This is a genomic window from Streptomyces chattanoogensis, assembly GCF_001294335.1.
Classification (GTDB): domain Bacteria; phylum Actinomycetota; class Actinomycetes; order Streptomycetales; family Streptomycetaceae; genus Streptomyces; species Streptomyces chattanoogensis.
Map to the genome: position 1 here is coordinate 177,737 of NZ_LGKG01000185.1, position 22,266 is coordinate 200,002.

The 22,266-nt window shown below is 71.6% G+C and carries 20 protein-coding genes; 5 read left to right on the plus strand and 15 right to left on the minus strand.

The genetic code is table 11. From position 1 onward, the window contains the following. Positions 1 to 203: 203 nt before the first annotated feature. From ADL29_RS35480 to afsQ1, 3 genes are read right to left on the minus strand one after another with little or no spacing between them, the layout of a single operon-like run. Complete coding sequence (locus ADL29_RS35480; protein WP_053927613.1) at positions 204 to 827, minus strand: hypothetical protein; 624 nt, start codon at positions 825 to 827, stop codon at positions 204 to 206. Next, the gene (locus ADL29_RS35485; RefSeq protein WP_425424304.1) at positions 824 to 2,503 is read right to left on the minus strand and encodes an ATP-binding protein; all 1,680 of its coding nucleotides are present in this window, start codon (positions 2,501 to 2,503) and stop codon (positions 824 to 826) included. Before ADL29_RS35485 ends, ADL29_RS35480 begins: the two co-directional genes overlap by 4 nt. Continuing rightward, positions 2,500 to 3,177: a two-component system response regulator AfsQ1 gene (gene afsQ1, locus ADL29_RS35490; RefSeq protein WP_030066851.1), complete on the minus strand. Its 678-nt coding sequence runs from the start codon at positions 3,175 to 3,177 to the stop codon at positions 2,500 to 2,502. Before afsQ1 ends, ADL29_RS35485 begins: the two co-directional genes overlap by 4 nt. Before the next feature lie 225 nt (positions 3,178 to 3,402). Between afsQ1 and ADL29_RS35495 the strand changes: the two genes are divergently transcribed. Continuing rightward, positions 3,403 to 4,227 (plus strand): SigE family RNA polymerase sigma factor, encoded by an 825-nt coding sequence (locus tag ADL29_RS35495; RefSeq protein WP_053927614.1) that lies wholly within the window; start codon positions 3,403 to 3,405, stop codon positions 4,225 to 4,227. Positions 4,228 to 4,456: 229 nt separating this feature from the next. Here the strand turns inward: ADL29_RS35495 and ADL29_RS35500 are convergent, their stop codons facing one another. Beyond that, positions 4,457 to 5,107, minus strand: coding sequence for a uridine kinase family protein (locus tag ADL29_RS35500; RefSeq protein WP_053927615.1), 651 nt, complete (start codon positions 5,105 to 5,107; stop codon positions 4,457 to 4,459). 164 nt (positions 5,108 to 5,271) lie between these two features. On the opposite strand from ADL29_RS35500, the gene ADL29_RS35505 reads away from it, so the two are divergent. Beyond that, entirely contained in the window at positions 5,272 to 5,676 is a 405-nt protein-coding gene (locus ADL29_RS35505; protein WP_053927616.1) for a hypothetical protein, read from the plus strand. Positions 5,677 to 5,762: 86 nt separating this feature from the next. Here ADL29_RS35505 and ADL29_RS35510 read toward each other — a convergent pair whose 3' ends face one another. From ADL29_RS35510 to deoC, 6 genes are all read right to left on the minus strand, one after another. Next, positions 5,763 to 6,407 carry a hypothetical protein gene (locus ADL29_RS35510; protein ID WP_157878656.1) on the minus strand — a complete coding sequence of 215 codons (645 nt, stop codon included), beginning with the start codon at positions 6,405 to 6,407 and terminating at the stop codon, positions 5,763 to 5,765. Positions 6,408 to 6,561: 154 nt separating this feature from the next. Then, a complete protein-coding gene (locus tag ADL29_RS45775; RefSeq protein WP_245689767.1) occupies positions 6,562 to 8,451 on the minus strand; it encodes a WXG100 family type VII secretion target in 1,890 nt (629 codons plus the stop codon). Next, positions 8,448 to 8,777, minus strand: a complete 330-nt coding sequence (locus ADL29_RS35525; RefSeq protein ID WP_053927619.1) for a type VII secretion target — start codon at positions 8,775 to 8,777, stop codon at positions 8,448 to 8,450. Before ADL29_RS35525 ends, ADL29_RS45775 begins: the two co-directional genes overlap by 4 nt. Positions 8,778 to 8,952: 175 nt before the next feature. Next, the gene (locus ADL29_RS35530; RefSeq protein ID WP_053927620.1) at positions 8,953 to 9,813 is read right to left on the minus strand and encodes an aldehyde dehydrogenase family protein; all 861 of its coding nucleotides are present in this window, start codon (positions 9,811 to 9,813) and stop codon (positions 8,953 to 8,955) included. After that, positions 9,806 to 11,242 (minus strand): aldehyde dehydrogenase family protein, encoded by a 1,437-nt coding sequence (locus ADL29_RS35535; protein ID WP_053927621.1) that lies wholly within the window; start codon positions 11,240 to 11,242, stop codon positions 9,806 to 9,808. Before ADL29_RS35535 ends, ADL29_RS35530 begins: the two co-directional genes overlap by 8 nt. Before the next feature lie 5 nt (positions 11,243 to 11,247). After that, entirely contained in the window at positions 11,248 to 12,243 is a 996-nt protein-coding gene (gene deoC / locus ADL29_RS35540; RefSeq protein WP_211274450.1) for a deoxyribose-phosphate aldolase, read from the minus strand. 129 nt (positions 12,244 to 12,372) lie between these two features. On the opposite strand from deoC, the gene ADL29_RS35545 reads away from it, so the two are divergent. Next, a complete protein-coding gene (locus ADL29_RS35545) occupies positions 12,373 to 12,999 on the plus strand; it encodes a PH domain-containing protein (RefSeq protein WP_053927623.1) in 627 nt (208 codons plus the stop codon). Between the two features lie 73 nt (positions 13,000 to 13,072). Here the strand turns inward: ADL29_RS35545 and ADL29_RS35550 are convergent, their stop codons facing one another. The 3 genes from ADL29_RS35550 to ADL29_RS35560 all read right to left on the minus strand — a co-directional run bounded on the left by ADL29_RS35550 (position 13,073) and on the right by ADL29_RS35560 (position 16,759). Next, on the minus strand, positions 13,073 to 14,746 hold the full coding sequence (locus ADL29_RS35550) for a phospho-sugar mutase (RefSeq protein ID WP_053927624.1): 1,674 nt from the start codon (positions 14,744 to 14,746) through the stop codon (positions 13,073 to 13,075). A 241-nt stretch (positions 14,747 to 14,987) separates the two neighbouring features. After that, complete coding sequence (locus ADL29_RS35555; RefSeq protein ID WP_046926301.1) at positions 14,988 to 15,809, minus strand: purine-nucleoside phosphorylase; 822 nt, start codon at positions 15,807 to 15,809, stop codon at positions 14,988 to 14,990. A 512-nt stretch (positions 15,810 to 16,321) separates the two neighbouring features. Beyond that, entirely contained in the window at positions 16,322 to 16,759 is a 438-nt protein-coding gene (locus tag ADL29_RS35560) for a gamma-glutamylcyclotransferase family protein (RefSeq protein ID WP_046926300.1), read from the minus strand. A 162-nt stretch (positions 16,760 to 16,921) separates the two neighbouring features. On the opposite strand from ADL29_RS35560, the gene ADL29_RS35565 reads away from it, so the two are divergent. Together ADL29_RS35565 and ADL29_RS35570 are read left to right on the plus strand one after the other, a co-directional pair. Beyond that, the gene (locus ADL29_RS35565; protein ID WP_046926299.1) at positions 16,922 to 18,367 is read left to right on the plus strand and encodes an NAD(P)H-quinone dehydrogenase; all 1,446 of its coding nucleotides are present in this window, start codon (positions 16,922 to 16,924) and stop codon (positions 18,365 to 18,367) included. A gap of 263 nt (positions 18,368 to 18,630) precedes the next feature. Beyond that, positions 18,631 to 19,611 carry a DeoR/GlpR family DNA-binding transcription regulator gene (locus ADL29_RS35570; RefSeq protein ID WP_078971527.1) on the plus strand — a complete coding sequence of 327 codons (981 nt, stop codon included), beginning with the start codon at positions 18,631 to 18,633 and terminating at the stop codon, positions 19,609 to 19,611. Between the two features lie 90 nt (positions 19,612 to 19,701). Here the strand turns inward: ADL29_RS35570 and ADL29_RS35575 are convergent, their stop codons facing one another. Both ADL29_RS35575 and ADL29_RS35580 read right to left on the minus strand, forming a co-directional pair. Then, positions 19,702 to 20,316, minus strand: a complete 615-nt coding sequence (locus ADL29_RS35575) for a TetR/AcrR family transcriptional regulator (protein ID WP_053927627.1) — start codon at positions 20,314 to 20,316, stop codon at positions 19,702 to 19,704. A gap of 354 nt (positions 20,317 to 20,670) precedes the next feature. Then, complete coding sequence (locus tag ADL29_RS35580; RefSeq protein WP_245689775.1) at positions 20,671 to 21,936, minus strand: hypothetical protein; 1,266 nt, start codon at positions 21,934 to 21,936, stop codon at positions 20,671 to 20,673. Positions 21,937 to 22,266 lie beyond the last annotated feature (330 nt).

Here is a 22,266-nt window from a genome sequence, read left to right on the forward strand (position 1 = left end):
GGCCGCGGTTCCGCCCCGTTGCGCCCGTCTTGGCCGGATGGGCGGTGCCGGGGGGCGGCCCCGAGGGTGGGAGTGACGACCCTTAAGGGTTGTTCGAACAGATCCCCTAGGGGATGCGAAGCCCCCCTGCGGGCCCACAACGTGGCGGAGGCAGAGGATATTCCGCTGACGGGGCCACTCCGCCGGCGGGGTCATTCCGCTCCTCAGCCCGTCTCGGACAGCGGATCGCCCCAGCCGGCGTTCTGGGCGATGTCCGGGTTGGACAGCACATCGGCCGAGCAGTCGTAGCGGTGCGGGGCCTCCTTGCCGGGCCCGCCCAGTACTGCCGCATGGGTACGGCCCAGCGCCGGGGCCGCACCGTAGGTGCACACCACCTGCGCCAGCGCGAAGGACGGCAGTTCGTCCGGACGGATGCTCAGCCGCAGCGCCTCCGCGGGATCGCCCGCGCGCGGACCGTTCACCTTCAGGTCCTCGGGCACCGCACTGCTGAACCCGGCCTCCTCCTCCACGGGTGAAGGCTGCCGCCGCAGCTCGTCCAGCAGCGCCCGCGCCGCCCTCAGCCGGTCGGCCGGTGCCGCCGTGGGCGCCGTCAGGGGCACGGTCCGTTCCACCTGCGTCAGCGTGGAGGTGCACACCAGGTAGACGGCGACCTGTACGGCACCGGGGTCGGCCGGCTTCGTGTCCTCGGCGGGGATCTTGCAGCTCACCCGCGAGGGCGCGCCGCCCGCGTCCACCGGCACCGACGTGCCCCGGATACCGCAGCCCGCGGCGGCCAGAGCCACGGCCGCCACCAGAGCGGTGCGCGAGAACCAGCCGGGCCGCCTCATCGGCCCCCCTCCGTGCCCTGGTCCGCGGCGCCGCCGTCCTTGCGGCCCTCGCCCTGCCCGCCGCCCGTCAGCCGGGACGCGTCCCTCGGCAGGCGCAGGGTGAACTCCGCGCCGCCCTCGGGCAGATTGGCCGCGGTGATCCCGCCGCCGTGGATATGCGCGTTCTCCATCGCGATCGACAGCCCCAGACCGCTGCCCTCCGACCGCGGCCGGGACGCGCTCGCCTTGTAGAAGCGGTCGAAGACATGCGGCAGGACCTCCTCCGGGATGCCCGGACCGTTGTCCCGTACGCGGATGACCAGCTCCCCGCCCTGGTGATCCCCGCCCTCTGCTTCTTCCGGTCCTTCTGGTGCTTCCGGTTCTTCCGTGTGCACCGACACCTGCACCGGCGACCCGCCGTGCTTGAGCGCGTTGCCGATCAGATTCGCCAGGATGACGTCGAGGCGCCGCGGGTCCAGCCGGGCCACGATGCCCCGGTCCGCGTCCAGATCGACGGCGTCCAGCCAGGCCCGCGCGTCGATACAGGCGGTCACCTGGTCCGCGACATCGACATCGTCCAGCACCAGCCGGGCCGTGCCCGCGTCGAAGCGGGTGACCTCCATCAGGTTCTCCACCAGGTCGTTCAGCCGCCGGGTCTCGCTGACCACCAGCTGCACCGCGGGCGCGATCATCGGGTCCAGGGAGTCCTGCTCCTCCTCCAGCACCTCGGAAACCGCGGTGATCGCGGTCAGGGGCGTACGGAGCTCGTGCGACATATCGGCGACGAAGCGCCGGGACGCCGCCTCCCGGGCGCTCAGCTCCTCGACCCGCTGCTCCAGCCGCTCCGCCGTACGGTTGAACGTCCGGGACAGATCCGCGAGTTCATCGGTGCCGGTCACCCGCAGCCGGGTGTCCAGCCGCCCCTCACCCAGCTGCCGCGCCGCCTCGCCCAGCCGCTGTACGGGCCGCAGCACGGTCGTCGCGGCCGCCTGCGCCAGCAGCGCCGAGCCGACCAGCGCCAGCGCGGTGGCGATCCCCAGCGACCAGGCCAGCGAGTTGAGGTCCTGCCGCTCGGTGGCCAGCGACTTCATCATGTAGCCGGTCGGCCCGCCGCCGATCACCTTCGCCCCGGCGACGAGATACGGGGCGTCCCCGACCTCCTTGCGCTGCCAGTACAGATGGTGCGAGTAGCGGTTGGACTCATCGACCCGGCGCGCCTCGTTGACCGCCTTCTGCAGCGCCATCGGCACGCTCTTCAGCGTCAGCAGATCCTTGTCGGTGGTCGCCGCGCAGGCCTTGCCGTCCCGGCCCGTACCGATCAGCAGCACCGCGTAATTCTGCGGCCCGCCCGCTATCTGCCGCGCCGCGTCCTGGAGTTCGGCACACCGCGGGTGCGGCGGCAGCGACCGCGTACTGTCCTCCAGCGCCTTGCGGAAGTCCTTGAGGACGGCATTCTGCGTACGGTCCAGGACCGTGTTGCGGTTGAGCCAGTACGCGATGCCGGAGGCGGAGACCGCAGCCGTCAGCGCGACCAGCGCGAAGACGAAGACCAGCCGCAGCCGCAGACTCGTCCAGCGCAGCAGCCCCGAGGCGCGCCGCAGCAGCCCCGGGGGCCGGCCGCCGGGCACGGACGCCGCCGGGATCTCGTCGCCGCCGTCGATACGGCCGTCACCGCTGCCGTCCGCGGGTCCCCTCACTGCGGGGAGTCCAGCCGGTAGCCGACCCCGCGGACCGTACGGATCAGGGTCGGCGAGGACGGCACGTCCTCCACCTTCGCGCGCAGCCGCTGGACACAGGCGTCCACCAGGCGGGAGTCGCCCAGATAGTCGTGCTCCCACACCAGCCGCAGCAACTGCTGCCGCGACAGCGCCTGTCCGGGCCGGCGGCTCAGCTCCAGCAGCAACCGCAGCTCGGTCGGCGTCAGTTGCAGGTCCTCGCCGTTCTTGGTGACCGTCATCGCCGAGCGGTCGATCACCAGCGAGCCGAAGGTCGCCGAATCGCTCGACTCCCGCTCCCCGCGGCGCAGCACGGCACGGATCCGGGCGTCCAGCACCCGCCCCTGCACCGGTTTGACGACATAGTCGTCCGCACCGGACTCCAGCCCCACCACGACGTCGATGTCGTCGTTCCGGGCGGTGAGCAGGATGATGGGCAGCTGGTCCGTACGCCTGATCCGCCGGCACACCTCGAAACCGTCGATGCCCGGCAGCATCACATCCAGCACGATCAGGTCCGGGCGCTGCTCACGCAGCAGCTTCAGGCCGTCCTCGCCCGACGCCGCGGTCACCACACGGTGACCTTGGCGCGACAGCGAGAGTTCGAGGGCCGTGCGGATGGCGTCGTCGTCCTCGATCAGCAACAGGAAAGGCACGCCTCACATTCTGGCGTATGGCATGCCGAGGCATCGACCGGTGGCCCCTCTCACAGGGCACCCGTCCGTGCGGTGATCCCGCGCCGGGCCGTGCCCGCCCCTGTGACAGGGCTGTGACAGTCGACGGACAACGTCATGAAACTGGGTTGGCAGTCTTTTGGGCACCGGGAGAGATCAACACCCGGGACACACCGAACGAGCTGGCTCTACGACGGGGGGCGCGAGATGAACACACTGCACGGCACCACTTCCAGCGCAGTTATCACGCGACTCCATGACGTCGTCCGGGCCGGGGAGAAGTCCGGTGCCGTGAGCGGGCGGGGGTGCGCTCGCGGCGCCGGGCGTCAGCGGCCGCCGTACATGGTGGCCATTGACGCGACGACGGTGGAGATCAAGGGGGGACACGGGGCCAACGGGGGAAACGGGGGCCACGGGGGAAACAACGGGGAGAACCTCGGGGGAATCCCCGGGGAAAGGCAGTACAGGGAGGACACGGGGGAACGGCGCTCCGCGTCGGAGGCGGCCGAGGCCGAAGCGGCCTTCACCGCCTACGTCCAGGAGCGCCGCGCCTCCCTGTACGCCACCGCCTTCCACCTGACCGGTGACCGCTACGAGGCCGAAGACCTGCTGCAGAGTGCGCTGTTCTCGACCTACCGGGCGTGGGACCGGATCAGCGACAAGGCGGCGCTCGGCGGCTATCTGCGGCGCACGATGACCAATCTGCACATCAGCGCCTGGCGCCGCCGCAAGCTCAACGAATACCCGACCGAGGAACTGCCCGAGACGGCCGGCGACGTGGACGCGATGCGCGGCACCGAACTGCGCGCCGTCCTGTGGCAGGCACTGGTTCGGCTGCCCGAGGCGCAGCGCACCATGCTGGTGCTGCGCTACTACGAGGGCCGTACGGACCCGGAGATCGCGGACATTCTCGGCATCAGTGTCGGCACGGTGAAGTCCAGCATCTGGCGCTCCCTGCGCCGGCTGCGCGAGGACGAGGTCCTCAGCTTCGGCCGTGACGAGGAGGAGTCCTTCGGCGAGCTGGTGGCCTGAGGGCGGGGGAAAACCGGGGGATACGGGGAAAACCGGGGGACGTGCCCAAGGGGGAACGGGGTACGGGGAAACCGGGGGACACGGGGGAAGGTACGGGGGAACCGGCCGAGGCGGAACGATTCGCCAACGCCGGGCGTATCGGGGGATACGGGGGAAGAGCGGGTTCGGGTGGCCGGGGGGCCTACCCGAGCCCGCTTCTCGTATGTGGCCGGGAACGCCCGGCCGCCGGTCAGGACCGTACGGCCGCACCGAACGCGCCGCTTGCCCACCGCGCCGCCGCAATACGCGCCAGCGCCTCCGGCTTGGCGCACGGATAGGCGCCCAGGGCGCAGTGCCGGGCGACGACCGAGCGTTCGTTGCGCAGCAGGCGCAGGCCGCGGCGCACCAGATACGGGGCCGACTTGCGGCCCTCGCGCAGATCCCGGGCGAGGCGCCGGCGGAAGGTCGTGGTGGGCCGGCCGCGCAGACACAGCGCGTCGGCGAGCAGCCCCGCGGCGCGGCAGGCCGCTATGACGTCGGCCGCGAAGATGCCCTCCGCGAGGAACAGCGAGGCACCGCCGAGGTCGAGCCGCGACTCGCCGGTCCGGGCGCTGGCCGAGATGTCGTACACCGGGACGGCCGCGGTCCCCGTACGGCACAGCGTCTCGATCGCGGCGACAGCCGCCGAGGCGTCCCAGGACAGCGGCGAGTCCCAGTCGGCGCCGCCGTCGTGCGGCAGCTGCGGCAGCGTCGGGTCCGTCCCCTCCTTGTAGAAGTCGTCGAGGTTGAGGACGGGCAGGCCGGTCAGCGCGGCCAGCGACGTCTTGCCGGAACCGGAGGGGCCGGTCAGCAGGACGACGCGGGCGGGGGAGGGCGGCTGGGCTGAGGACTGGGAGCTCACGGGTACCCATTGTCGGGCATTGGGCCGTTGGGAGTACCCGGGCGTGCGACGGGGATTGCGGGGTGTATTGTCCGGCGCGGCTCAACTACTCTTCGCAGTCGATCGATTACCCCGAGCAGTCGGAGTCCCCAGCAGGAGGGTTCCGCAGTCAGGTGGCACAGCACATGGCACAGCACGCACATCCCAAGCCCCACCGCATCTCCCGCACCCTGCTGCGCACCGCGCTGGCCGTCTCCGCAGCGGGCGCCGCGCTCGCCGGGGGCGGCGCCGCAACGGCGAGCGCCGCGGAGCCCGCGCTGGCGGCCACCCCCGACCGGGGCGACGCCACCGCGAGCGCGGTGACCGGCATCCTGGAGAAGTCCGTCTCCGGTGCCCCCGGCGCGGTCAAGGGCCTGCAGCTCAACCCGCTGGCCAAGACCCCGGTCGACCCGCTGGCCAACGAGGTGCGCGTGCCGGTGGCCGACTTCAAGCCCGTGAGCACCAAGACGGTGACCGGCCGGCTGTCGCAGGGCGCGGCCCTGAAGGACATGCCGGTGACGGGCGAGGCGACGCGGGTGCTGCCCGGCTGAGGCGGCAACGCCCGGACCGAGCGCGGGCGGACCGGCGGTCGGCCCGCCCGTGCTCAGTGCCCGTGGAAAAGGACGTTGCGCAACGCTCAGAACCCTTGGTTCCAGGCGGCGACGATCCCCTCCATGTTCTCGCGGTGCAGGCTGCCCAGGGCGATCCACGAACCGTCGACGAAAGCGACGTCGAACCGCCCCTTGGTGGCGGCCTTCGGATGCGCAGTGACCCGGGCGATGTCCGTACGGGGCACCGCCACCCCGAAATCGCACTTCGGGGTGCCGTCCAGCCAGCTCTTGTTACGGTCCACGAGCACGATCAGCCGACGGTCGGTCAGCGCCTGGAATCGGGGTTCGTCGCCCGCGTTCTTCAGATCGACCAGGAAGCGCCCGGCCATGCTCGACCAGCCGCCCGCCATGGGCTTGCCGTACATCATGTGCTCGACGGCGTCGTGCGCGGCGTCCTCGATATTCTCCTGAATTTCGAACACCGCGTCGGTGAGATCGCGGTCCGGCCGCCGCACGCTGTTGCCGCTGAAGTCGCCGGCGGCATACGTGGTGCCGGTCCCGCCCTCCCCGCCGCTGGTCCGCGTCACGGGGTTGTTCGCCAGCCGGTTGTTGATCGCCGGGCCCAGCGGCTTCGTCACCCTGCCCAGGGCGTTCCCCAGCGCGCCCCGTACCCGCTGTTCGAGCGCTGACGGGGCGGACGGGGTGCACAGCTCGGCAGGGACGAGGGGCAACGCCGCATTGTGGCAGTAGTCCGAGGCGATGATCAGCCTTTCGCCCGGCTGGAGAAAGGGGGAAAGCAGTCGCGGTACATCGGCTTCATCCGGTGCCGCTCCTCTCGTCTGGTGTGCTGCTCGGCCGAACGTGGAAAAGGACGTCGCGCAACGCTCAGAGCCCTTGGTTCCAGGCGGCGACGAACGCCTCCATGTGGGTGCGCACCGCACTGCCCAGGGCGATCCACGAACCGTCGACGAAGGCGACGTCGAACCGCCCCTTGCTGATGGTCTTCGGATGCGCGGTGACCCGGGCGATGTCCGTACGGGACACGGACACACCCACATCCCACTTCGGGGTGTTGTTCAGCCAGCTCGTGTTGTGGTCCACGAGCAGGAGCAGCCGGCGGTCGGTCAGCGCCTGACGTGTGGGGTCGCCGCCCGCGTTGGTCAGGTCGACCAGGAAGCGCCCGGCCATGCTGTGCCAGCCGCCGTCCATGACGGTGCCCCAGATCGCCCGCTCGGTCGCCCGGTCGGCGACGTGTTCCAGGTCGATCGCCGCGTTCTCGACCCGGTCGCCGGCGCGGTCGGCGGCCCGGATGAACGGGTTGTTGACCACTCGGTCGCTGCCCAATGCCTCCAGCGGACGGGTCACCTTGCCCAGTGCGTTCCCCAGCACGCCCCGTACCCGTTGTTCGAGCGCTGAGGGAGGGGCCGGGGTGCGCGGGGTCCGCAGCTCGGCGGGGACGGAGGGCAGCGCCGTGTTCTCGTAGTAGTCCGAGGCGATGATCAGCCTCTCCCCTGGCTGGAGAAAGGGCTGGAAACAGTCGCGGTACTCCGGCTTCATCCGGCGCCGCTCCTCTCGTCTGGTGTGCTGCTCAGCCGAACGGGTTGTCGGGATCGCGGGGTTGCTGGGCGGACATCGGTCGGGCGGCGAACCGCGGGTCCTGGGCGACGGGCTGTGTGCCGGCGAAGCCCGGGTCCGGGGCGGTGGGCCGTGCGTCGGGGATGTGCGCGAAGCCCGGGTCCGGAGCGGTGGGCTGCCCGTCGGGGATGTGCGCGAAACCCGGGTCCGTCCGCCGGGCAGCGGCGAGATCGGCGGACTCTGGGCGCCGGACGGCCCGGCGAAGTCCGACGCGGGCGGCAGATGCACCTGGGTGTGCTCGGGCCGGGACGAATGGAACGGGACGTCGAAGTCGGACGAGGGCTTTTCGCCGGCCAGGAACTGGTCGACCTTCTCGGCCACTTGGTCGACGCCGTCGCCGACGACGACCCCCGCCGCGCCACCCACCGGATTACCGGTGAAGCCGAGGCCGCCCATCACGCCCTTGGCGCCGCCCTTGATCGCCTTGTGCACCTTCTTGGCGCCGTAGGCGATGGCGAACTTCTCCGCCTCACCGGCGTCCTTGATGTGCTTCCAGGTCCACGGCTTCCACTTCTTGACCTTGGACAGCTTCTTGGCCTGCTTGAGCATCTTCAGGATGTTGGCGAGGGCCTTGAGCTCCTTGGCGAGGCGCGCCACCAGGCTGGCGATACGGGCCGAGGCGATGCCCGACTCCGCCGCCGCCGCAGCAGCCTCGGCCGCCAACGACACACCCGCTGTCACCACACTGAGCGCTACCGCCGCGGCCAGCGTGATCAGGGCCCACTCGATGAGCTCACGGATGACGGTCTCGACCAACTCCTGGGCCATCTGGGCCTGCTCGGCAGCCCCCTCCAGGACCTCGGCCGTCTTGTCCATGTCATCGGCTTCCGCCTGCATGGCGGTTTCCAGCTCGGCGAGGTTGTTCTGGAAGGCCTCGGCGGACTGGCCGGTCCATTCGTGCGCGAGATCCGCACGGTCGCGCCGCTGGTCGGCCACGACTTCCCGGAGCTCGCGGGCCTTGTCCCGCCACAGCTTGGCGGCTTCGTTGAGCGTCTCGGGATCGCCGGTCACGAACTCCAGCTGATCGGCGAGCGGTTCGACAAGCGGACGCATGATGTCGTCCACGATGCTGTCCATACCGCTCATCCAGTCATTGACCTTGTTGTAGGCGCTGACTGCTGACGATGCGGGCCCGCTCATATGCTGCCACCCCCGTGCTGCACGCTGTTCAGAGTGCGGATCTGCTCGTCATCGGTGTCCTGGTAGGACTGCGCGGTGGCCGTGACGCCCTCGCTGATCTTCTCCTGCAGGGTGGCGATGTCCTCGAGGGTTTCCAGGGTGTCCTCCTGGCGCTCCTCGTAGTCCTTGCTGATTTCTTCCGATTCCGGAAGCTTGCCGAACGCTTCGCGGTGGACGGAGTGCGAGGCGAGGCTGCTGCGGATCGCCCGCACCTTGTCCGCCCGCTGATCAGCGGTTTTGGCAAATGCGCGCAGGGCCTCTTGGGCAGCGGTGAATTGCTCCGCCACGGATCTCCCCCAGATCGTTGGTGTGGGTGGCCGGCTTGTTCGGGCGCCGACTCGCTTGGGTGCTCGAGTCAATCGTAGATAAAGGATCGGACAACAATGCGGGGCCCCAGTCAAATGCCGAGGCCCCGCACGGAAAGGTTTCGCAACCGATCCCCCTAAGGGGAGGAAAATTTCCCTAAACGCCCATGGGGTGCCAGACCGTCTTCGTCTCCAGGAAGGAGAGCAGACGCCCGGTACCCGGGTCGGCGGACCAGTCGGCCGGCTCCGGGCGCAGGACGCGCTTGAGGTTGTCGGCCGCGGCCGTCTCCAGCTCCTTCGCCAACCCGGCGTCCGCACCCGCGAGATCGAGGGCGTTGACGTCCTGGTGGGCGGCGAGCGGCGCCGCGATCTCCGCCGTACGGCCGGAGAGGATGTTGACCACACCGCCCGGCAGGTCGGAGGTGGCCAGCACCTCGGCCAGGGACAGGGCCGGCAGCGGGGACTTCTCGGACGTCACCACGACCACCGTGTTACCGGTGACGACCGCAGGCGCGATCACCGAGACCAGGCCGAGGAAGGACGAGTCCTGGGGGGCCAGGACGGCGACCACACCGGTCGGTTCGGGGGAGGAGAGGTTGAAGTACGGGCCCGCGACCGGGTTGGCGCCGCCGGTGATCTGGGCGACCTTGTCGGACCAGCCCGCGTACCAGACCCAGCGGTCGATCGCCGCGTCCACCTGGGCGGTGGCCTTGGCCTTCGACAGCCCTTCGGCATCCGCGACCTCGGCGATGAACTGCTCGCGGCGGCCCTCCAGCATCTCCGCGATGCGGTAGAGGATCTGGCCGCGGTTGTACGCCGTGGCGCCCGACCAGCCGCCGAACGCCTTACGGGCGGCGACCACCGCGTCCCGGGCGTCCTTGCGGGAGGCCAGCGGGGCATTGGCCAGCCACGTCCCCTTGCAGTCCGTCACCTCGTACACCCGCCCGCTCTCGGACCGGGGGAACTTCCCCCCGACGTACAGCTTGTAGGTCTTGAGAACACTCAGCCGATCAGACATTGAGGTACGCCTCCAGGCCGTGGCGACCGCCCTCGCGGCCGTAGCCCGACTCCTTGTAGCCGCCGAACGGCGAGGTGGGGTCGAACTTGTTGAACGTGTTGGACCAGATGACGCCCGCACGGAGCTTGTTCGCCATCCACAGGATCCGCGAGCCCTTCTCCGTCCAGATGCCGGCCGACAGCCCGTACGGGGTGTTGTTGGCCTTGGCGACGGCCTCCTCCGGCGTACGGAAGGTCAGGACCGACAGCACCGGGCCGAAGATCTCCTCGCGGGCGATGCGGTGCGCCTGGGTGACGCCCGTGAAGAGGGTCGGCGCGAACCAGTAGCCGGAGCCGGGCAGCTCGCAGGCCGGGGCCCAGCGCTCGGCGCCCTCGGCCTCGCCCGCGTCGGCCAGCGCGGTGATCCGGGCCAGCTGCTCGGCGGAGTTGATGGCGCCGATGTCGGTGTTCTTGTCGAGCGGGTCGCCCACGCGCAGGGTCTGCATCCGGCGCTTGAGGGCGTCCAGCAGCTCGTCCTGGACCGACTCCTGGACGAGGAGACGGGAGCCGGCGCAGCAGACGTGGCCCTGGTTGAAGAAGATGCCGTTGACGATGCCCTCGACGGCCTGGTCGATGGGGGCGTCGTCGAAGACGATGTTCGCCGCCTTGCCGCCCAGCTCCAGGGTCACCTTCTTGTCGGTGCCCGCGACCGTACGGGCGATCGCCTTGCCGACCTCGGTGGAGCCGGTGAAGGCCACCTTGTTGATGTCCGGGTGGGCGACCAGCGCGGCCCCGGTGGAGCCGTCACCCGTGAGGATGTTGACGACGCCCTTGGGCAGGCCCGCCTGGCGGCAGATGTCCGCGAAGAAGAGCGCGGAGAGCGGGGTGGTCTCGGCGGGCTTCAGGACGACGGTGTTGCCGGTCGCCAGCGCCGGGGCGATCTTCCATGCCAGCATGAGGAGCGGGAAGTTCCACGGGATGACCTGGCCCGCCACGCCGAGCGGGCGCGGGTGGGGCCCGTAACCGGCGTGGTCGAGCTTGTCCGCCCAGCCCGCGTAGTAGAAGAAGTGCGCGGCGACCAGGGGGAGGTCGGCGTCGCGGGACTCGCGGATCGGCTTGCCGTTGTCCAGGGACTCCAGGACGGCCAGCTCGCGCGAGCGCTCCTGGATGATGCGGGCGATCCGGAAGAGGTACTTGGCGCGCTCGGCGCCCGGCAGCGCGGACCACTTCTCGAAGGCCTTACGGGCGGCCTTGACGGCGCGGTCGACGTCGTCGGCGCTCGCCTGGGCGACCTCGGAGAGGACCTCCTCGTTCGCCGGGGAGACGGTCTTGAAGACCTTGCCGTCGGAGCCCTCGGCGAACTCACCGTCGATGAACAGCCCGTAGCTCGGCGCGATGTCGACGACGGCACGGGACTCCGGCGCCGGCGCGTACTCGAATGCTGAGGTCATAGCGGTCAGTCCACCGTTACGTAGTCGGGGCCGGAGTAGCGGCCGGTGCTGAGCTTCTGCCGCTGCATCAGCAGGTCGTTCAGAAGGCTGGAGGCGCCGAAGCGGAACCAGTCGGCGGTCAGCCAGGGCTCGCCCAGCGTCTCGTTGACCATGACCAGGTACTTGACGGCGTCCTTGGTCGTACGGATGCCGCCGGCCGGCTTCACGCCCACCTGGACGCCGGTCGCCGCGTGGAAGTCCCGTACGGCCTCCAGCATCAGCAGGGTGACGGGCGGGGTGGCGTTGACGGCCACCTTGCCGGTCGAGGTCTTGATGAAGTCGGCGCCCGCCAGCATCGCCAGCCAGGAGACCCGGCGGACGTTGTCGTACGTCTCGAGCTCGCCCGTTTCGAAGATGACCTTCAGATGAGCCGCGCTGCCGTCGGGCCGGGCGCACGCCTCCTTCACGGCCTTGATCTCCTCGAAGACCTCCATGTAGCGGCCGCACAGGAAGGCGCCGCGGTCGATCACCATGTCGATCTCGTCGGCGCCGGCCGCGACCGCGTCCCGGGTGTCGGCCAGCTTGACCGGCAGCGCGGCGCGGCCCGCGGGGAAGGCGGTGGCGACGGAGGCGACGTGGATGCCCGAGCCGGACAGGGCCTCCTTGGCGGTCGCCACCATGTCCGGGTAGACGCAGATCGCGGCGACCTTGGGGACGGTGCGGTCGGTGGGATCGGGGTGGACCCCCTTGGCGCACAGCGCCCGGACCTTGCCGGGGGTGTCCGCGCCTTCGAGGGTCGTCAGGTCGATCATCGAGATGGCGAGGTCGATGGCGTACGCCTTCGCCGTGGTCTTGATCGAGCGGGTGCCGAGGGTGGCGGCGCGGGCCTGCAGGCCGACCGCGTCAACCCCGGGGAGGCCGTGGAGGAAGCGGCGCAGCGCACCGTCGTCGGCGGTGACATCCGCCATTGACGCCAGACGCCCCGCGGCTTCCTTGCCGTATGCGGGAACAGTGTTGGGCATGGTCACGAGGGGAGCATATCTACGCGCGTAGCTGCGTGTCATCCCCCTGGGAAGGCGAGAAGGCGACGGCGCACGAATGATGCCGTAACGCAATGTCCGGCATCCGGACGGTCGGGCAGAATCGGCGGCATGACGAGCACCGGCCCGGAACCTTCCAGCCCGCCTCAGCAGCAGTACGCGGAGCGCAGCTACCGCTCGCCCGCGTCCCTGGCGGGCGGCGGGCTGCTCCTCCTGCTCGGACTCTGGCTCGGCGGCGACGCGCTGCTGAGGGGCGAGGCGCACACCAAACTCATGGCGCTCTTCGCGCTGCTGCTCGGGGTGCCGCTGGTGGTCGCGTTCACCCTGCGGCCCGTGGTGCGGGCGGGCGAGGACCGGCTGACGGTACGTAACCCGTTCCGTACGATCACGCTGCCCTGGGCCGCCGTCGAGGACCTGCGGGCGACGTTCTCCGCCGAGGTGTTCGCCGGCGGCGCCAAGTACCAGATGTGGGCGATCCCGGTCTCGCTGCGCCAGCGCAAGAAGGCCGGCCGCCAGGCGGCACGCGGCGCGTCCCGGAGCCGCTTCGGGGCCGCCGCCGACGCCGGCCCGGTGCCCCGCGCGACGGCCGACCAGACCCTCGAGGAACTGCGCGAACTCCGCGAACGCGGCGCGGAGCGGGAGACCGCCAAGGGCGAGCCGGCCGTCCGCTGGGCCTACCCGGTCATCGTGCCGGGCGTGGTCGGGGCGGTCGGTCTCGCCGTGATGCTCGCCCTCTAGCCGTACGGCAGGGGCCCCGGCAGCGGCGCAGTGCCGCCGCCGGGGCCCCTTCGCTCGTATTCCCCGGCCGGGCTCAGATCCCCAGCGCCGCCGCCAGGTCCTCCTTCACGGCGGCCAGCACCGCCGTGGCCGTCTCCCGCGCCGCCGGGAGGGCATCCGCCGACGCCACCGGGACCACGGCCTCCAGGTAGCACTTCAGCTTCGGCTCGGTGCCACTGGGGCGGACGACCACCCGGGCGGACTCCACGCCCGAGCCCGCCGCACCGGACAGGTAGTAGCGCAGCCCGTCGGTCGGCGGCAGCGACTCGGTGCCCTTGTTCAGGTCGTCGGAGGAGGCCACCGGCAGGCCCGCGAGGGACACCGGGGGCTGCTCGCGGAGCCTGCGCATGGCACCGGCGATCAGCGACAGGTCCTCGACCCGGACCGAGAGCTGGTCGGTGGCGTGCAGACCGAATTCGAGCGCCAGGTCGTCCAGCAGATCGCTCAGGGTCCGCCCGGACTGCTTCAGTTCGGCGGCCAGTTCGGCGATCAGCAGGGCGGCGGTGATGCCGTCCTTGTCGCGTACGCCCTCCGGGTCGACGCAGTAGCCCAGCGCCTCCTCGAAGGCGTACCGCAGGCCGTCCACCCGGGCCAGCCACTTGAAACCGGTCAGCGTCTCCGCGTACGGGAGGGACGAGGCGGCGGCTATCCGGGACATCAGCGACGACGAGACGATCGTGGTCGCGAACGTCCCCGACGCCTGCTTGCTGACCAGGTGGGCGGCGAGCAGCGCGCCGACCTCGTCGCCGCGCAGCATCCGCCAGCCGTCCTTCGTGCCCGGGGCCGGTACGGCGACGGCGCAGCGGTCCGCGTCGGGGTCGTTGGCAATGACGATGTCAGGGCCCACGGACCGGGCGGTGGCGAAGGAGAGGTCCATCGCGCCGGGCTCTTCCGGGTTGGGGAAGGCGACGGTGGGGAAGTCCGGGTCCGGCTCGGCCTGGTCGGCGACGACCGTCGGGGCGGGGAAACCGGCGCGCGCGAAGGCGGCGACGAGGGTGTCCCGGCCGACGCCGTGCATGGGTGTGTAGACGACCTGGACGTCACGGGGGGAGCCGGGGGTCAGCACGGCGTCCGTACGTGCCAGATACGCCCGCAGAACCTCGTCGTCGAGGGTCTCCCAGCCGGCCTCGGGACGCGGTACGTCGTCCAGCGAGCGGACCGCGGCGATCTCGGCCGCGATCTCACCGTCCGCGGGCGGCACGATCTGCGAGCCGTCGCCCAGATAGACCTTGTAGCCGTTGTCGCGCGGCGGGTTGTGGCTGGCGGTGACCTCGATGCCGGCCACCGCGCCCAGGTGCCGTATCGCAAAGGCCAGGACGGGCGTCGGCAGCGGACGCGGCAGCACCGCGGCCTTCAGCCCGGCGCCGACCATCACGGCCGCCGTGTCGCGGGCGAAGTCGGCGCTCTTGTAACGGGCGTCGTAGCCGATGACGACCAGCCCCTCGCCCTGCCCCTTCGCCTTGAGGTACGCGGCGAGCCCGGCCGCGGCCCGGATGACCACCGAGCGGTTCATCCGCATCGGGCCCGCGCCCAGCTCGCCGCGCAGCCCGGCGGTGCCGAACTGCAGGGTGCCGGCGAACCGGGCGGCCAGCTCGTCGGTGTCCTGGGCTGCGATGAGCTTGGCCAGCTCCTCCCGGGTCTCCGGGTCGGGGTCCTCGGCCAGCCAGGCCTCGGCCCGGGTGATCAGCTCCGTGCGATCGGTAGCCACGTGATGCTCCTGACGGTCAGGTCAATGCGGAGGGGCGGTGCGGACGGACGAGGCAAAGGGGGACGCCCGGCTCGTCACGCCTACCCGCTGCGCGCGTACTTCGAGCCGCAGTACCGGCCAATGGTGCTGCGGGGGCGGCGGGGCGGCCTGGGGGTACCCCCGACGTCGTTCGGGAGTACCCCCAGGCCGCCCCGCCGGAGGCGCTGCGCCCGGTCCGGATCGTGCCGGGCGCGTGCCGGGCTCAGAGCTTTCCGAGCACCTGGGCGAGCAGGCTGCCCATCTGGGTCGCGGAGTCGCGGCCGGCCTGCAGCACCTCTTCGTGGTTGAGCGGTTCACCCGTCATGCCCGCGGCGAGGTTCGTCACCAGGGACAGGCCGAGCACCTCGGCGCCCGCCTCGCGGGCGGCGATGGCCTCCAGGACCGTGGACATACCGACCAGGTCGGCGCCCAGGGTGCGGATCATCTTGATCTCGGCCGGGGTCTCGTAGTGCGGGCCGGGGAACTGGGCGTACACACCCTCCTCGAGGCTCGGGTCGACCTCCTTGCACAGCGCGCGCAGCCGCGGCGAGTACAGGTCCGTCAGGTCGACGAAGTTCGCGCCGACGATCGGGGAGGTGGCGGTGAGGTTGAGGTGGTCGCTGATCAGGACCGGCTGGCCGGGGCGCATGCCCTCACGCAGACCGCCGCACCCGTTGGTGAGCACCACGGTCTTGCAGCCGGCCGCGACGGCGGTACGGACACCGTGCGCGACCGCGGCGACCCCGCGGCCCTCGTAGTAGTGCGTACGGCCCAGGAAGACCAGGGCGCGCTTCTCGCCGACGCGGTACGAGCGGACCTTGCCGCCGTGTCCGGCCACGGCGGGCGGCGGGAAGCCGGGCAGCTCGGTGACCGGGAATTCGTGCTCGGGCGCGCCCAGGGCCTCGGCGGCCGGGGCCCAGCCCGAGCCCATGACCAGGGCGACGTCGTGGGTCTCGGCGCCGGTCAGCTCGCGCAGTCGGGCGGCGGCGGCGTCGGCGGCGCCCTGCGGGTCGCGGGCGATGTCGGGAGTAACAGATGCGTTCACGCGGACGAGGGTAGCCGCAAATCTCCTACGCGCGTAGATGTCGCTGCCCACACGGCTGGGACGGTCTTGTCGTGCCTTCCCACAAACCCCGATCGCCGGCTCGGCGCCCGCGAATCGGGTGCGGCGGGGCATCGCACCCGTATGGAGCATGGTGTGCGGCCGGAGGCGCCGCGGAACCGCGCCGCGGGAATGCCGCCCGCTGCAGGAGCCGCTATGGGAGTGGCGCCGCCCGCCACGGAAGTACTACGCCTCGGGAATGCCCTGCCGTGGAAATGTCCTGCCCCGGAAATGTCCCGCCCTGGAAATGGCACGGCCGCGGGAATACCTTGTGTGCCCGTTGCGTTACGGCATGCAAGGGGCGCTCGCATCCCCTAGGGGATCTGTTCGAACGACCCCTAGGGGATGCGAGCGCCCCAGGCCTATGGATACCCGGCGGAGGGCGGGAACACTTCGTGGGATGCGCCCGGCGGGGCGGGCCGGTCCGGAAATGCGGCTGCCGTCCGGCCGTCCGCTCAGCAGGGCCGCTTCCGCAGTTCCATCACATAGTCGTGCGGCGCGCCGGCCGACTCCGCCGCGTCCGCGATCTCGCCCAGGTAGCGGGCCGACGGCAGTCCGCCCTCGTAGCCGTTGAGGACATAGACCCAGGCCGGCTCGTCGCCGTCCAGCGTGTGCACCCGGACCCGCAGCCGCCGGTAGATGTCCAGTCCCACGCCCTCCCACCGGTCCATGGACTCCTCGTCCATCGGCGCGATGTCGTAGAGGGCGACGAAGACCTGCGAACGGGGGGCCTCGACGATCGTCGCCAGGGCGCCCTCCCAGCCCATCTGCTCGCCGCCGAAGGTCAGCCGCCAGCCGTTCAGCCAGCCCGTGCCGCGCAGCGGCGAGTGCGGTGCGCGGCGGGACATCAGCCGCGCGTCGAGGTTGCCGGCGTACGCGGCGTAGAGCGACATGGTTCCGAGGGTACGGGAGGTTCCCGGGTCGGCTCTTGATACCGGATTGCAACCGGAGATTCGTACAAAGCGGCAGGACGGAAAGCACTCCATTGGACGTCACGCGTGTACGGCGCGCGTTCCCCGGCCCCGCCGCGAGCGCCGCGGGGGGCGTGCGGGACAATGGAGCATGTGACTCGGATCGTGATCATCGGTGGCGGACCCGGCGGATACGAGGCGGCCCTGGTGGGCGCCTCCCTTGGTGCGGAGGTGACCGTCGTCGACTGCGACGGTCTGGGCGGGGCGTCGGTGCTCACCGACTGTGTCCCGTCGAAGACCCTGATCGCGACGGCCGAGGTGATGACCACCTTCGACTCCTCGTACGAGGAGCTGGGCATCATCGTCGAGGACGACACGCCGCACATCGACCGGCCCGCGCGCGTCGTCGGCGTCGACCTCGGCAAGGTCAACCGGCGTGTCAAACGCCTCGCGCTCGCCCAGTCGCATGACATCACCGCCTCGGTGACCCGCGCCGGCGGCCGGGTGATGCGCGGCCGCGGCCGTCTGGAGCCGGGCCAGTCGCCGGACGGTTCGCGCCGGGTGACGGTGACCGCCGCCGACGGCTCCGAGGAACACCTGACCGCCGACGCCGTACTGATCGCCACCGGCGCCCACCCCCGCGAGATCCCGGACGCCCTGCCGGACGGCGAACGCATCCTGAACTGGACCCAGCTCTACGACCTGACCGAGCTCCCCGAGGAACTCATCGTGGTCGGCTCCGGCGTCACCGGCGCCGAGTTCGCCGGTGCCTACCAGGCGCTCGGCTCCCGCGTCACCCTCGTCTCCTCCCGCGACCGCGTCCTGCCGGGCGAGGACCCGGACGCCGCCGCCGTCCTGGAGGACGTCTTCCGCCGCCGCGGCATGAACGTCATGGCCCGCTCCCGCGCCGCCGCCGTCAAGCGCGTCGGCGATCGCGTCGAGGTCACCCTGGCCGACGGCCGGACCATCTCCGGTACGCACTGCCTGGTCGCCGTCGGATCCATCCCGAACACCGCGGGCATCGGCCTGGAGGAGGCCGGCGTCAAGCTCAAGGACTCCGGCCACATCTGGACCGACAAGGTCTCGCGCACCAGCGCACCCGGCGTCTACGCGGCCGGCGACTGCACCGGCGTCCTCGCGCTCGCCTCCGTCGCCGCCATGCAGGGCCGCATCGCGATGTACCACTTCCTCGGCGACGCGGTCGCGCCGCTCAACCTCAAGACCGTCTCCGCCAACGTCTTCACCGACCCGGAGATCGCCACCGTCGGCTACTCCCAGGCCGACGTCGACAACGGCAGGATCGACGCCCGGGTCGTGAAGCTGCCCCTGCTGCGCAACCCGCGCGCCAAGATGCAGGGCATCCGCGACGGCTTCGTCAAGCTCTTCTGCCGCCCCGGCACGGGTATCGTCGTCGGCGGCGTGGTCGTCTCCCCGCGCGCCAGCGAGCTGATCCACCCGATTTCCCTCGCGGTCGACAACAATCTGACCGTCGAACAGATCGCCAGCGCGTTCACCGTCTACCCGTCGCTCTCCGGCTCCCTCGCGGAGGTCGCGCGGCAGCTGCACACCCGTAAGACGGCGAACGAGTAGGCGGCGGGCGAGCAGACGGCGCGGGCGGTGACGGTACCGCCCCGCCGGCGCTCGTCCGTACGCCCAGCCATGTGTCACCACTTTCCGGCAACCGGGCGAATGGCGGCCGGGTAAATTACCTGACGAGCAGTCAAGCGGCAGCCATTACTGGTGAGTTCGGCATCTCCGCGCCTATATCACGTCCCCCTGTGCGCCATGCGCAACTTCCGGTATTTGGTGCAACCTGCTGAAAACAGACGGTCGTTGGCGTTACTGTCGGTTTCGTGTTCGCTGCAGAACGTCGCCAATTGATCCTTGAAATGGTGCGCGCCAACGGAGCGGTTTCGCTCCGGGAGCTCGCCCGTGTCGTCCAGACCTCCGAAGTGACCGTACGGCGGGATGTGCGGGCGCTGGAGGCGGAAGGGCTGCTCGACCGCCGGCACGGCGGGGCGGTCTTGCCGGGAGGTTTTACCCGGGAGTCCGGATTCCCGCAGAAATCCCATCTAGCGACCGCCGAGAAGACGGCCATCGCCGATCTGGCCGCGGGCTTCGTCGACGAGGGCGAGGCCATCGTCGTCGGCGCCGGGACCACCACCCAGGAGCTGGCCCGCCGGCTCGCCCGGGTGCCCGGCCTGACCGTGGTCACCAACTCGCTGCTGGTCGCCCAGGCGCTGGCCCATGCCAATCGCGTCGAGGTCGTGATGACCGGGGGCACCCTGCGCGGGTCCAACTACGCGCTGGTCGGCAGCGGTGCCGAGCAGTCGCTCCAGGGCCTGCGGGTGTCCCGCGCCTTCCTGTCGGGCAGCGGTCTGACCGCCGAGCGCGGGCTGTCCACCTCCAACATGCTCTCCGCCAGTGTCGACCGGGCGCTGGTGCAGGCGGCGGGGGAGGTGGTGGTGCTCGCCGACCACGGCAAGCTCGGCTCCGACACGATGTTCCAGACCGTGCCCACGGATGTGATCACGCGGCTGGTCACCGACGAGCCGCCGGGCCATGACGACCGCGCCGCCACCGAACTGCAGGCCCTGGCTGATCAGGGTGTGCAGATCGCGGTCGCGAGCGGGTCGGGGGCCGGGCAGGGGCCGGGCCAGCCGGGTGCGGAGGGTGCGGTCGGGGAGCGCAGGGCCTCGCGGCGCGATGTGCCGCTGCCCGGCCAGCGCCGTAACCTCCCGCCGGGCGGCGCGAGTTCGCCGCTGCGCTCGGCCGCGTCGCTGGCGGACGGGCCGAACGGGCGGGTGGCGGATCTGGCCCCGAGGCGCCGTTAGCGCCCCGCGCCGGGGCCGGCCGGGGCAGGGCCGTGGGTGGTTGCGGCGGGTGGTCGGGGCGGGCTCTCCGCGCCCCGGCGCCCCGCGTCTCTAGCGCTCCGCCTTGAGGCCGCTGAGGGTGAGGGCCAGCAGCCGGTCGGCCAGGTCGGGATCGGCGGGGGATTCCTCGGCGGCCAGGGCGATGCCGTTGGTCAGCTGGAGCAGATCGCCGATGTTCACATCGGCGCGTACGGCACCGGCCTGCTGGGCGCGGCTCAGCAGCGCCCGGCCGGCCTCGTGCATCGGCACACAGCACCGCGCCATCCCCGAGCTGTCGTCCGCCGCGGCCGACGCCGCCATCAGGGCGCGGGACAGGCCGCGGTAGGTGCTGGCATGGCTGATGATCGCGCGCAGCCAGTCGACCAGCGCACGGCACGGCTGCGGCGCGTCGGCCAGCTCCTTGGCGTACGTCACGAGCGCGTCCACCTCGCCCTGGAAGACGGCGCCCATCAGGGCCGTGCGGTGGGGGAAGTGCCGGTAGAGGGTGCCGATGCCGACGCCGGCGCGGCGCGCGATGTCCTCGAGTGACGTGTCCGTGCCGTGTTGCGTGAAGGCTGTGCGGGCCTCGGTCAGCAGCCGCTCGTAGTTGCGGCGCGCATCGGCCCGCATCGGGCGCCCGGCCTGCACCGGTGTCTGCTCGTGCTGCCTTGCCGTCTCGGTCGCCATCGCCGTCCTTCCTCGACCCGGCCGGTGGGGCCGGTGGGTCCAGGATGCCATTGCGCAGGCGGCGGGCCGCGGCCGGAGCCACCGCCCGCTCAGCCGCCCCGGCCCCCGGCGCCTCCCCCCGGCCGGGCACCTCCCGCGCCAGTGCCGCGGGCCCCGCCACCAGCACCGGGGGCGAGGGCGGCGTCCCGGACGCCCGCCCCCAGGGCCGCCCCGCCCCGTGCCCGTGCTCCAGCGGTGGCCGAGGGCGGTGCGTCGATCACTCCCGGCAGGGGGCGGCCGTGCTCCGCGTACGCCGGCGAAACGGTATGGAGCCCTCAACCTGTCCTGGAATTACGGCAGTTGCCCTGCCCCCGGTCAGTCGGCCTCCTTGCGCAGCCGGTCGCGCAGCGACGACAGGACCAGCCGGCCGTAGCGGGTGGTGAAGGCGACGCCCGTGACGAGGGCGGCGGCGGCCAGGGAGAGCAGGAGGTGGGCGGGGGCATGGTCGTCGAGTACCTGGAGGATGCTCAGTGCGGTGCCCAGGGGGAGGCCGAGGATGGTGAGGACGCCGAGGGCGCCGGCGATCTGCTGGCTGTCCTGGGTCTGCACCAGCCGGGAGTAGTCGGCCGCCTCCCCGAGGATCTCCGCGAAGCGGTCCGGCAGGCGGTACTGGGCCTGGTAGGCGAGGAGCAGTTCGTTCGCCGGGCCGTGGGCGGTCAGATGCTGCCGCCAGTAGGTGCTGCGGAAACCGGCTATCTGCTGTTCCAGGGCGGCGACCCGGCGGCCCAGCCGCGGGCCGTCGAAGACCCCGGAGAGGGCGTCGGTGAGTTCGTCGATGTGGTCGCGCTGCACGGTGCCGAGCAGCAGGGCGTCGAGGTAGACGGTGCGGTGGTGGAGGGCGGCGAAGTCGTAGAAGTCGCCGTCGCCCTCGTCGGGGCGGTGTCCGAGGAACGCCGCACCGTGCCGCAGCACCAGCGTGCTCCAGTCGGCGGATATCCGCACCGCGTGCTCGGTGAGCCCCGGCAGCTGCTCGGGCACCACCGGGAAATCCGCGTCCGTGGACCGGGAGGCCAGCTGCCACAGCCACCGGTCGGCCGTCTCAGGGAGCCGCCCGTTGTCGCGCAGGGCGGGCGTATGGCCGGCCTCCGGGGTGAGGAAGGCGATGGTGTACGGGCGGGCGATGGCGAAGGGGGACCCCTCGGTTCTGGGTTCCGCGGCGCCGCGGAGCAGGACGTCCGGGGCCAGCGGGCCCGCCAGCGGGTCGGGAGTGGCCGAGTGCCGGTGGCCGATCGCCCGCAGGGTCTCCAGGAGCGCGGGTCCCTCGACCGTGAAGTGCAGGACCGCCAGCGCGTGCCGCCGGCCCCCGACGGTCGCGGTCCGCAGCAGCTCCATCCCGTGCAGATGCAGCGGGCCGTGCGTGAGGTCCGCGAAACGGTGCCAGCGGCAGGGCCGCTCCGCCGTTCCGTACAGCACCCGGGCCGCCGCCGGGGTGAAGTACGTCTGCCGGGTGACCGCATCGGTGCGGCGGCTGCCCAGCTCGAACGGCAGCGGCCCCTCCGCCCAGGACGGCCGGGCCGGGAGCTGGACGGGAACGATGACGGTGATCGCCTGCCGGGCGCCGGTCAGCGAACTGAGGTCCACGGTCAAGGGTCTGCTGCCTCCTTCGGTGCGCCGCCCGGCGCCGGTGTGCGGTACGCCGGGTCCTCCGAACCATGTGACGATACGTCAGCCGACCGACGGTCGGGTCTGCACGTCCCCCGCCGTCCCTGCAGGTGGACGGCAGGCGGAAGCGGGATGAAGCCCCGGCATACCCCACCGGTCGGGCGGACGAACACCGCGCCGGACCGGCAACGCCACCGCCCCAACAGCCATCAAACCTGGCACAACGAGGTCTTCCGGGGTCTTCCGGAGACGCCGGAACACGCCGTGGCACCCGCGGGGAAGCGGACCGCGGCCCAGGAACATCTGGGG